At 61.5% G+C, this 9,138-nt stretch carries 15 protein-coding genes and 1 tRNA gene; 13 read left to right on the top strand and 3 right to left on the bottom strand.

All coding sequences use genetic code 11. From position 1 onward, the window contains the following. Positions 1–3 precede the first annotated feature (3 nt). The 4 genes from HKK80_RS09060 to HKK80_RS09045 all read left to right on the top strand — a co-directional run bounded on the left by HKK80_RS09060 (position 4) and on the right by HKK80_RS09045 (position 2,635). Positions 4–162, top strand: coding sequence for a hypothetical protein (locus tag HKK80_RS09060; RefSeq protein ID WP_411799273.1), 159 nt, complete (start codon positions 4–6; stop codon positions 160–162). Between the two features lie 32 nt (positions 163–194). Continuing rightward, the gene (locus HKK80_RS09055) at positions 195–341 is read left to right on the top strand and encodes a hypothetical protein (RefSeq protein WP_411799272.1); all 147 of its coding nucleotides are present in this window, start codon (positions 195–197) and stop codon (positions 339–341) included. 165 nt (positions 342–506) lie between these two features. Continuing rightward, positions 507–1,931: an APC family permease gene (locus tag HKK80_RS09050; protein ID WP_411799271.1), complete on the top strand. Its 1,425-nt coding sequence runs from the start codon at positions 507–509 to the stop codon at positions 1,929–1,931. Next, complete coding sequence (locus tag HKK80_RS09045) at positions 1,931–2,635, top strand: universal stress protein (protein WP_411799270.1); 705 nt, start codon at positions 1,931–1,933, stop codon at positions 2,633–2,635. The genes HKK80_RS09050 and HKK80_RS09045 overlap by 1 nt, the downstream gene beginning before the upstream one ends. Positions 2,636–2,820: 185 nt before the next feature. On the opposite strand, the gene HKK80_RS09040 is transcribed toward HKK80_RS09045, so the two are convergent. Both HKK80_RS09040 and HKK80_RS09035 read right to left on the bottom strand, forming a co-directional pair. Beyond that, positions 2,821–3,132, bottom strand: coding sequence for a type II toxin-antitoxin system RelE family toxin (locus HKK80_RS09040; protein ID WP_411799269.1), 312 nt, complete (start codon positions 3,130–3,132; stop codon positions 2,821–2,823). A gap of 12 nt (positions 3,133–3,144) precedes the next feature. Then, a complete protein-coding gene (locus tag HKK80_RS09035; RefSeq protein ID WP_411799268.1) occupies positions 3,145–3,267 on the bottom strand; it encodes a hypothetical protein in 123 nt (40 codons plus the stop codon). 483 nt (positions 3,268–3,750) lie between these two features. Between HKK80_RS09035 and HKK80_RS09030 the strand changes: the two genes are divergently transcribed. The 5 genes from HKK80_RS09030 (at position 3,751) to HKK80_RS09010 (ending at position 5,087) form a co-directional block, all read left to right on the top strand. Then, entirely contained in the window at positions 3,751–3,963 is a 213-nt protein-coding gene (locus tag HKK80_RS09030; RefSeq protein ID WP_411799267.1) for a hypothetical protein, read from the top strand. After that, complete coding sequence (locus tag HKK80_RS09025) at positions 3,945–4,208, top strand: hypothetical protein (RefSeq protein ID WP_411799266.1); 264 nt, start codon at positions 3,945–3,947, stop codon at positions 4,206–4,208. Before HKK80_RS09030 ends, HKK80_RS09025 begins: the two co-directional genes overlap by 19 nt. A gap of 161 nt (positions 4,209–4,369) precedes the next feature. After that, positions 4,370–4,516, top strand: coding sequence for a hypothetical protein (locus tag HKK80_RS09020; protein ID WP_411799265.1), 147 nt, complete (start codon positions 4,370–4,372; stop codon positions 4,514–4,516). Positions 4,517–4,611: 95 nt separating this feature from the next. Continuing rightward, positions 4,612–4,836: a DUF5795 family protein gene (locus tag HKK80_RS09015; RefSeq protein ID WP_411799263.1), complete on the top strand. Its 225-nt coding sequence runs from the start codon at positions 4,612–4,614 to the stop codon at positions 4,834–4,836. A gap of 73 nt (positions 4,837–4,909) precedes the next feature. After that, positions 4,910–5,087: transfer RNA gene (locus tag HKK80_RS09010), tRNA-Trp, on the top strand. A gap of 186 nt (positions 5,088–5,273) precedes the next feature. On the opposite strand, the gene HKK80_RS09005 is transcribed toward HKK80_RS09010, so the two are convergent. Beyond that, a complete protein-coding gene (locus tag HKK80_RS09005; RefSeq protein WP_411799296.1) occupies positions 5,274–5,792 on the bottom strand; it encodes a hypothetical protein in 519 nt (172 codons plus the stop codon). Between the two features lie 424 nt (positions 5,793–6,216). On the opposite strand from HKK80_RS09005, the gene HKK80_RS09000 reads away from it, so the two are divergent. The 4 genes from HKK80_RS09000 to HKK80_RS08985 all read left to right on the top strand — a co-directional run bounded on the left by HKK80_RS09000 (position 6,217) and on the right by HKK80_RS08985 (position 9,018). Further along, positions 6,217–7,560 carry an AAA family ATPase gene (locus tag HKK80_RS09000; protein ID WP_411799262.1) on the top strand — a complete coding sequence of 448 codons (1,344 nt, stop codon included), beginning with the start codon at positions 6,217–6,219 and terminating at the stop codon, positions 7,558–7,560. A gap of 45 nt (positions 7,561–7,605) precedes the next feature. Beyond that, positions 7,606–8,265: an HAD family hydrolase gene (locus HKK80_RS08995; RefSeq protein ID WP_411799261.1), complete on the top strand. Its 660-nt coding sequence runs from the start codon at positions 7,606–7,608 to the stop codon at positions 8,263–8,265. Between the two features lie 129 nt (positions 8,266–8,394). After that, on the top strand, positions 8,395–8,661 hold the full coding sequence (locus HKK80_RS08990; RefSeq protein WP_411799260.1) for a hypothetical protein: 267 nt from the start codon (positions 8,395–8,397) through the stop codon (positions 8,659–8,661). 162 nt (positions 8,662–8,823) lie between these two features. Further along, entirely contained in the window at positions 8,824–9,018 is a 195-nt protein-coding gene (locus tag HKK80_RS08985) for a cold-shock protein (RefSeq protein ID WP_021040194.1), read from the top strand. Positions 9,019–9,138 lie beyond the last annotated feature (120 nt).

The following is a 9,138-nucleotide window of genomic DNA, read 5'->3' as shown; positions in this document are numbered from 1 at the left end:
AATATGGCGACCGACGGTGACGCGCCCAAGCATCCGCCCGAAGCCGACATGCTGCCCGACGAGCGAGCCGTGATCGCCGAACGGCTTGACGAACTCGAAGACGAAGCGTCGCACCTTTCAGTCGAAGAGGTTGCCGACGATCTCGACATCGACCTCGAATAACACTGATGCCGCACGCGCCGTCGGAACTCACTGTGCTTCAGAGTGCGCGGGACGATCTCGCAACGATTCAGCAGCACAATCCGGATCACGCCGAGCGGATCCTCGAAAAGATCAACGACTGGACGGAGAACATTCAGTGGCGACACCATGACCGTCGTCGGGATCGTTCCGAAGGGTGAGGACACCTACGACCTCTCCGAGTTCCGTCGCCGAATGGAGCGGTAGAAGTCTTGGTGTTGCGACCAGCCAATCACAGAAGGAGCCTCATTGCGGTCGCTGACGTGACCGACAAAATGTGATCGGCGGCCCCTGCTTATTACCCCGCCGAGAGTGAACCCTCGGCAATGAGTAGCGAGCCGACCGGCACCAACATCGAAGGCGAGGCACCCGACGCCGAGCCGGTCGTCGAGACCGACGAAGCGACGATCACCGACGACGCCGAACTCGAACGGACGCTCGGGCTCTCCGGTGGGTTGGCTATCGGGATCGGCACGATGATCGGCGCGGGCATCTTCGTCTTTCCGGGGCTGGCCGGCGCGGAAGTCGGGACGGCGGCGACGGCCTCCTTCGGGATCGGCGGCGTCATCGCGCTGCTGGTCGCGCTGCCGACCTCGGAGCTGGCGACGGCGATGCCGAAAAGCGGCGGCGGCTACTACTTCATTTCTCGTGGGTTGGGAACGCTCGCCGGGACGGTCATCGGCCTCTCGCTGTGGATCGGCCTCGTGTTTGCGACCGCGTTCTATCTGGTCGGCCTGGGGTTTTACGCCTTGGACGCCCTCGCCCTGCTCGGGATCACCGTCGGGGCGAGTCCGGGCGGCATCGTCTCGGGGATCGCCGTCGTCGCCGGGATCGGGTTCACCGTGTTGAACGTGACCGGCACCGAAAACGCGGCCAAACTCCAGAACGGGATCGTCGCGCTGTTGCTCTCGATGCTGGTCGCGTTTCTCGCCTTCGGGATGGCCGATGCCCTCGGCTTCGTTGATGCCGGCACCCCACCCGGCGAAGCGCGAAACGTCTGGGCGGTCGGCCCGATCATGTCGGTGGCCGCCCTCGTGTTCACCTCGTATCTCGGCTTCGCACAGGTCGCCACCGTCGCCGGCGAGATGCAATCCCCCGGCCGGAACCTCCCGCTGGCGATGATCGGCTCGGTGCTGATCGTCATGACGCTGTACGTGGTGACGATCTTCGTGGCGACGAGCGTCTTCACGCAGGACGCGCTGGCCGAGGCCGGCGAGACCGCGATGGTCGAGATCGGCCGCGCGCTGCTCGGGTGGCCGGGCGCGTTCGTGATCGTCATCGGCGGCCTGCTGGCGACGATGTCGTCGGCCAACGCCTCGATCCTCAGCACCTCGCGTGCCATCTACGGCGTCTCGAAGGACGCCCTGTTGCCGGAGTGGGCCAGCCGAATCAACCTGAAATACGGGACGCCGCACGTCGCCCTCGGACTGGCCGGCGGCCCCGTGATCGTGTTGGCGGCGACACGGCAGGTGCAACTGCTCGCCGAGGTCGCCTCCTTTCTGCACCTGATCATGTACGGCTTGATGTGTGTCGCGCTGATCGCCATCCGGCGGGACGAACCATCGTGGTACGATCCGGATTTCGTCGTTCCGGGCGGGCCAGTGATCCCGGCGGTCGGCGCGCTGGCGAGTTCCGGGCTGATCGCCTTTATGAATCCGCTGTCCATCGGCGTCGGGATCGCCGTCAGCGCGGCGACCGCCGGGTGGTACTTCTATTACGCCCGCGACATACGTCTCAAGAGAGCCCTCTAATGAGCCGCGTCCTCGTCCCCGTCGAAGTTCTCGAAGGCAAGACGGTCGCACCGGGACTGATGAGCCTGCTCGGAACGATGGACGTGACCGTCCTCGGCTATCACGTCCTCCCCGAGCAGACGCCGCCGGATCAGGCCCGCCACCAGTACGAGGAGCGGGCGACCGCCGCGCTGGAAGAACTCAGCGAGGAGTTCGCGGACGCTGGCGGTGCGGCCGACCACCGGCTCGTATTTACGCATGACCGCGAACAGACGGTGACGCGAGTGGCCGACGAAATCAACGCTGACGCGTTTGCCATCTCCGGGATGACCGGCGATGTCGACGATCTGCTGGTCTCGCTGTCGGGCGACGTGGACATCGACCGGATCATCGCGTTCGTGATCGACCTTGTCGGCGACCGTGATATCGGCGTCACGCTGTTGCTCGCGGGCGACAGCGACGAAGCGAACGACGACCGGCTGGAAACCGCCGCGAGCCGCCTCCGCGAGGCCGGGATCGACACGGACACGTCGACCGCGGCCGGCTCGCCGTTCGATTCGCTGATGGATGCGGCACCAACTCACGACGCGATTGTGATCGGCGAGGCAGCCCCGTCGCTGCGGTCGCTCGTCTTCGGCGATGAGGCCGAGCGCGTGGCTGCCGCCTCGGTCGGCCCGGTGTTGGTCGTCCGTCGAGACGAAACACCCGAGACCACCGAACCGTAGGGTGGTATCAGGAGTGGAGCCGAGGAAATCGTCGATAGCGTGTAGTTAGTATCGGTGTTCGTTGATCCATTCACAGCCGCATCGGTGAAAACCGGCGTCTGGTCGTCGAATTGCGCGCGGAGTCGGTCGCACTCAGATCGTGGTGGCGGTGATATGGAGCGACTGCACAACGATTCGAATACCACTCATTCGGTTTCGAAATCGTCTGCACGCGAGTCTAACTGACCGGTGTTCCCGTAGGCACGGTCGCGTTTCGCCACATGGAGTATCGCGGCGACGGGTTCCTCAGCGAGAAAGAAGACGCGATAGTCGCCGATTCGTGTGCGGTATATCTCGTGATCGCAGCCGCGGATGCGTTCGACGTCGTACTCGTGGAGATCGCGCCACTCGCTGGTGACCATCTCCTTCAGTTTGCGTCTGATCCGCTCGTCAACATCCGCAGGCAACGCTGCTAGTTGGTCGCTGGCGCGTGGATGAATAACGAACCGCCACGACATACAAGCTATCGATTACTCTCGTTTCTCCGCGTGTTCCTCAAACGTCAGGAACTCGCCGTCTTCGACTTCCTCGGCTCGCTCGTCGAGTTCTGCGGGCTCGATTTCGTCGTCTTCCGTTTCGTCGTGAGTCGCCATCGTGGATAGACGTTGGTCGGCTTCCCGAATAAGCCTGTGGCCGCGTTGGCAGCGAATCAGGGCAGTCAGGTTACGCCACTGTCGTCAACCGACCTCACGCGAACCGACTGCCAAACGACGATACGCAGTTGCGCGAGCGAAAGCGACGGGGACGTGATGGCCTGATTGCCTCGATACCGACTTTCCAACTGTTTTCATCGGTTTTCACCCAGTGGCGGTATGGTCTCCCGCGTGCAAGCGGCCCGTTCTGTGATACTACTGCCCATTGTCCTCATGCTCGCTGGCTGTGCTGGCTTACCCGCGACGGACAAACAGTCGCCGGGGCCCGAATCGACAGTGGCGGAGTTTTCGTATCCATCGGGGTGGTCACAGGAGGGAGTGACGGATCTTGGAACCGCGGTACAGACACATCAAACGGCAGTGGAGAACACGTCCCGCAGGAGCCGACTGACCATTGTCGATGACGACAGCAATCGTCCGATAGTGAGAACACTGGACACCGACGCTGGCACCGCTTCGGTACGATTTAGCGACACGCTGTTTGGGAACGATATCCACGCCTACTACAACGCGGCGGGCGTCTTCGAATACGACCGAACGACGGGCGAACTGAATCGAAGCCCCGATGAAACTGGGATCCGGATCGCATCGACTCACACGATCGGTTGCGACAACCCATGGTGTCTCTCGACATGAACGCGACGAGAACGGTCACCGTGGAGGGAACGACAGCCGTCAGATACACTGTGTCCGGTTTCAGAGATCCTGACTCGATCCCGTTCGATACTGCAGCCGGCCATATTACGGTTGCCGAAGAAGGGTTCATCGCGGAGTACAATATCACGAGAGCAAGCGACGGGAACAGCAGACAGGCGAGATATGATCTTTCGGAGGTCGGAACGGCAACGGTGAACCCGCCGGCGTGGATGCCCGACGAGTAGCCATCGGTGAACGGTTCCAGGACGTGACGAATCAGGTTTTGCCACCGTCTCACCGGTCGACATACCTCGGATCGATCCTGACACTGACTCGTCGGTGAGCCCGTCGTTGCTGTCCAGCAATCGAGTCAGATATATCGGCTGGGAATGGGTAGTATCGACGCATGAACGTCGAGTTCGAATGTATCATCTGCGGCGACACAGCGATCGCAATGGTCGACGACGAGGAGGTACCGGACGACGACGGGCCGATGGAGACGCTGCACGACTGTCTGAACTGCGGGATTGAGACGATCTGGGTCGAAGCCTGAGGTGGGACTCCCACAGCCCGGATCGCCGACCGGCCGTGTCGGTGGTGCGTGTCACCACGACAGGTCTTTGGTGTCGCCGCCGTTACCCGATCAGTATGAGCAACCGCGTCGTCGAGGGGCGAATGGTGACCGCCGAATCGCTGGCCGAGTTGATCGAAGGGGAGACACCGATGGAAGCAACCGAGATCGAGGACGCCGATCGGGAGTGTCCGGACTGCGGCGGCAACGTCATCAGCGTCGGCTACATGCCGAGCGTGACGGCCTTTCTGACCGGCTACAAGTGCCAGGACTGTGCCTGGAGTGAGACCGAGGAGGAGTAGGCGGTCGTGATCGACGGCCAGTGTCGTGGGCGACCGAAACCCCTTTACTGTGGTTCGGGTAAGATGCTGGCGAGGGGACGTGGCCAAGCCAGGCATGGCGACTGACTCCAGAGGCCACGCGCCCGGGACGACACTCCAGACTGATATACCGAGCAACCGACTGATCATCGGGTGTGATGACGACCCTCTGGAGTTCCGAGGCGCGTACCGGAGATATCAGTCGATCGGGGGTTCAAATCCCTCCGTCCCCATAATTACTCCCTTCAGTCGTAATTTATACGTTACAGAGCCGCTATTGCCATTTTAGGATTTGATGGTTCAATTTGAGAGCCGTATTTGCAGATTTCACGAACCGACATGAACCCCGTATCGATGATAGCAGTCTCCCGTCACCGGGTTATTGAGATGTCACCTGCACAGCCGGACGATGAACTCGATTAGAGGATGTACGATTCCCCGTCGGCGATCATGTTTGGTGCTCGGAACTCCTTGTAGGTCGTCCCACCATCCGGGGCGATCGCCACGAATCTGACCGTGGTTCGCTCATCAAGCTGGCTCACGCCTTGAATCTCTGTCAGGTCAAACTGCGCGGTTATCAGGTCGTTTTGATCAGTTAACGTCGTGTTCTCGTTGTCAGCGATGCCCTGGACAGCATAGTAGGATACCCCACTGGTTGTGGCATCGTTGCCGCTAACAACGGTCGCATTGCCGTCGACCTCAAGGGTGTAGGACGATTCGCTGAGATTGATCGCATCCGACCCTGGCGTGAGCCGCATACTCACATTCAGCGTGTCGATCTCACCGTTGGTGGTGGTTTCCGCGCCGATCGCGTGTTTGAGCTGGATAACGTTGCTGACCTCGGCGGTTGCCTCTTCGCCGGTTGACTGCGCTTGGGCCTGCAACAGTCCGGCCGTGTTGATCAGGACGCCGGCGGCGATCGCCGCAACGAGCACCATCGCTATGAAAACGATGAGTGTCCCGATCCCGACCTGACCACGGGCCGCTGGTTCGGACATGGTGTGACTTCGCCGCCCCGGAACAGGTGCGGCGTTACCTGTATCTGCAGTCAGGAGGTCATTAAATGTGGCTCCAAAATTATCAAATTAGATATTTAGGCTGAGCCGATAGCCATCAAAACCGACGACGAAGATCTCTCGAAGCGGGTACATCGCGCCAAACAGCTATTTTTTGTTTTGATACTGGTCGTTGGTGGAGTCCAGGCAAGGTACAGCACCCGTTTTGCGTGGGAACTGGAGCGACCCTGTTGTCGACGACGCTGGCTGACGCCGACCGGTGAGGGAGAGATTTTTGTCGGCGGCTACCAACAGTTGATTGTATCGGCATCAACTGCGTTCAGGAGCCCTCGCGCCGACACCAGCAATGAGTCAACAGGAGCCAGACGGCGACGCGACCGCCGACTCACTCACCAGCCCCCGCTATCGGCTGGGTATCCGTCGGGCCACAGAGCTGTGGCTTGTGGTTGTCGGGCTGTGGAGCACGGTCGGCTACGGCGTTCGTGATGCTTTCAGCCGCCGGCCGGCTGTCGGGATCATCTATACGGCCGTCGTTGTCCTCGGCATCGGCGGGGCTGTCGCCGCTACGGCCGTGGTGTTGCAGTACCCGCCACTGTCGGCGATCGCGCTTGGGGGTTTCGCGGCTGGGGGGCTTATTCTCGCCTCGACGGCCGGCTCGCTGACCCTCGATGATACCGCCCATCGTGATTACCGCCCGCATATCGTCGCCAGCATCCCCGGCCTCTCACCGGATGTGCGCCCCGATCGATCGCCGACGACCGACACAGAGACCACCGACAGCCAGTCGTCACCCGACAACGCGACGGCACAGGCTGACGACGCGACACCCAACACCGAAGACCAGTCCGGCGGCGACGAGGAGCCGGAGGCCGGCCAAAACGACGCATCGCCGGGCGAGACAGGCGACGCTGAACAAGCCGGTGTCGGCACCCAGTATGTCTCCGAGCCGCCGTCGATCGATTTCGATGATGTCGCCGGCATGGAGTCGGTCAAAACAAAGCTCCAAGAGCGGGTGATCGAGCCGCTCCGGGAGCCCGAAAAGTACGCCAAATACGGGCTGTCGGTCGAAAACGGATTTCTGCTCCACGGCCCGCCTGGCACCGGCAAAACCTATCTCTCGAAGGCACTCGCCGGCGAGTTGGGGATCAACTACGTCGGCATCAAAGGTGCCGACATCATCTCGAAGTGGCTCGGCGAAAGCACCCAAAACGTCGCCGCCCTCTTCGATGAAGCCCGCCAACATCAGCCCTGTCTGGTCTTTATCGACGAGATCGACGCGCTGACCCCGGAACGCGGCGGTGCGAACCAACACCAAGATCAGACCCAGACGGTCAACCAGTTCCTTGAGGAGGTCAGCGAGATCAACGAAAGCGACGACCGGATCGTGATCGTCGCGGCGACAAACCGCCGCGATCAGATCGATCCCGCAATGTTGCGCTCCGGCCGCCTGTCAGTGCAGATTGAGGTCGGCAACCCCGGCGCGAAAACCCGCGTGGCGATCTTTGATACGCATCTTGAGGCCCCCCGCGCCGACGATCTTGACGCCAAGCGGATCGCCGAGGCCTCAACAGGGCTTTCGGCGGCCGATATGGAACAGGTCGCCACCGAGGCCGCCCGCTCGGCGCTGAAACGTGAGGACACCGTGACCAACGAGGATGTCGAGACGGCGATCGAGGAGCTTGGCTCCTGACAGTCGGACTGAAACCCTTATCCCGGCAGCCCCGGTAGGTGACCTATGAGTTATGATACTGTCGTGTTTGACAACGACGGTGTCCTTGTTGGCCGTACCCGGTTTGACGTGCTGCGTTCGGCGACCGAGGAGACGTTTGAACAGTTTGGCGTGAGCGATCCCGATCCCGATCACATCGAGGATATGACGATCGGCGCGACCCCACGCAGTGTCGCCGACGTGTGTGAGACCTACGACCTCCAGCCGGAGACGTTCTGGCGCGTCCGCGATAAGACGATGTCCGGGGCTCAGCAAGCCGAAGCCCGTGCCGGCCGCAAGACGCCGTACGGCGACCTTGGTGTGTTGGACGACCTTGATGCGACCTGTGGCATCGTCAGCTCCAACCAACAGGAGACGGTCGATTTCCTGCTCGATCACTTTGAGATCGGTGGCCTCTTCGAGACGGCCTACGGCCGTGAGGCGACCGTCGAAAGCCTTGATCTCCGCAAGCCCAACCCGCACTATCTTGAGCGCGCGCTGGCGGATCTTGACGCCGACTCCGCGCTGTTTGTCGGCGACAACGAATCCGACATCAAGGCCGCCGAAAACGCCGGCATCGACTCGGCGTTCATCCGTCGGCCCCACCGCACCGATTGGGATCTCAACGTCTGGCCGACCTGGGATATCGACTCCCTTGAGGATCTCCACCGCGTCTGTAGCTCCTGATCGGCGACCTGCGACTATCTGTCGCGGCCCAGCCAGCGACCAGTGACAACCGCGGAGATCCGCCTGTGCGTACTCCCATTAGGAGAGAACAGCCACAGTACTCATACCCATCGACACCCAACGACAGGTATGATGGATACAGACCGCTGTCGGAAGGCTGGATCGCTCATGGCAATCGGGCAGGGGATCGTGACCGCCCTCGCGCCGGGGTTGTCGGCAACACTGACGAAAAAGCTGGTCGGCAAGAACTTCGAGAACGCTGACGCCCTGGAAGCGAAACCGGCCTACCGCCGACAGACACGCGCGTTCGGGATCGGGCTGGCCGCCGCCGGCATCGCTGGCTACGTGATGGAGATCGTTGCTGCCGATCAGGCGGACGACGACACCGACCAGTAGTTGTCACTGTCGCCGCCCGATACCCCCGAGGGGTGTGTTACACGCTCGATCCCCCAGGAGTTGATCGGTGTCAACGCACGTCTGAGGGCTTGCATCGGCCGAGTAGCAGAAGATCCGTGCTTCACAACGCTTATATCCGTGTCGCTGCTCCCTACAGGTGCAATGGCAAACGGTACGGTTGACTTCTTCAACGACACTGGCGGTTACGGCTTTATTGATACTGACGATGCTGACGACGACGTGTTCTTCCACATGGAAGACGTCGGCGGCCCGGACCTCGAAGAGGGTCAGGACGTTGAGTTCGACATCGAGCAGTCCCCGAAAGGCCCGCGGGCCTCGAACCTGACCCGCCTGTAAGTCGGTTTCACCGCTTACAGCCACAGACAACTACCCGATTTTCTTTCATTTTCACGACCGCGAGCACCAGCAGTCGCGGCTGCTATCGGAACGCTACCGTGCCGACGTACCGCCGCAGAC

The organism is Halonotius sp. F2-221B (assembly GCF_046719765.1).
In the GTDB taxonomy this organism is placed as follows: domain Archaea; phylum Halobacteriota; class Halobacteria; order Halobacteriales; family Haloferacaceae; genus Halonotius.
This window is presented reverse-complemented; position numbering and strand designations above follow the sequence as displayed.

What these genes read in the sequence shown, in the direction of transcription:
- HKK80_RS09060 (WP_411799273.1), top strand. Translation starts at nt 4, where the DNA reads ATGGCGACCGACGGTGACGCGCCCAAGCATCCGCCCGAAGCCGACATG.
- HKK80_RS09050 (WP_411799271.1), top strand. Translation starts at nt 507, where the DNA reads ATGAGTAGCGAGCCGACCGGCACCAACATCGAAGGCGAGGCACCCGAC.
- HKK80_RS09045 (WP_411799270.1), top strand. Translation starts at nt 1,931, where the DNA reads ATGAGCCGCGTCCTCGTCCCCGTCGAAGTTCTCGAAGGCAAGACGGTC.
- HKK80_RS09040 (WP_411799269.1), bottom strand. Translation starts at nt 3,132, where the DNA reads ATGTCGTGGCGGTTCGTTATTCATCCACGCGCCAGCGACCAACTAGCA.
- HKK80_RS09035 (WP_411799268.1), bottom strand. Translation starts at nt 3,267, where the DNA reads ATGGCGACTCACGACGAAACGGAAGACGACGAAATCGAGCCCGCAGAA.
- HKK80_RS09025 (WP_411799266.1), top strand. Translation starts at nt 3,945, where the DNA reads ATGGTGTCTCTCGACATGAACGCGACGAGAACGGTCACCGTGGAGGGA.
- HKK80_RS09020 (WP_411799265.1), top strand. Translation starts at nt 4,370, where the DNA reads ATGAACGTCGAGTTCGAATGTATCATCTGCGGCGACACAGCGATCGCA.
- HKK80_RS09015 (WP_411799263.1), top strand. Translation starts at nt 4,612, where the DNA reads ATGAGCAACCGCGTCGTCGAGGGGCGAATGGTGACCGCCGAATCGCTG.
- HKK80_RS09005 (WP_411799296.1), bottom strand. Translation starts at nt 5,792, where the DNA reads ATGGTGCTCGTTGCGGCGATCGCCGCCGGCGTCCTGATCAACACGGCC.
- HKK80_RS09000 (WP_411799262.1), top strand. Translation starts at nt 6,217, where the DNA reads ATGAGTCAACAGGAGCCAGACGGCGACGCGACCGCCGACTCACTCACC.
- HKK80_RS08995 (WP_411799261.1), top strand. Translation starts at nt 7,606, where the DNA reads ATGAGTTATGATACTGTCGTGTTTGACAACGACGGTGTCCTTGTTGGC.
- HKK80_RS08990 (WP_411799260.1), top strand. Translation starts at nt 8,395, where the DNA reads ATGATGGATACAGACCGCTGTCGGAAGGCTGGATCGCTCATGGCAATC.
- HKK80_RS08985 (WP_021040194.1), top strand. Translation starts at nt 8,824, where the DNA reads ATGGCAAACGGTACGGTTGACTTCTTCAACGACACTGGCGGTTACGGC.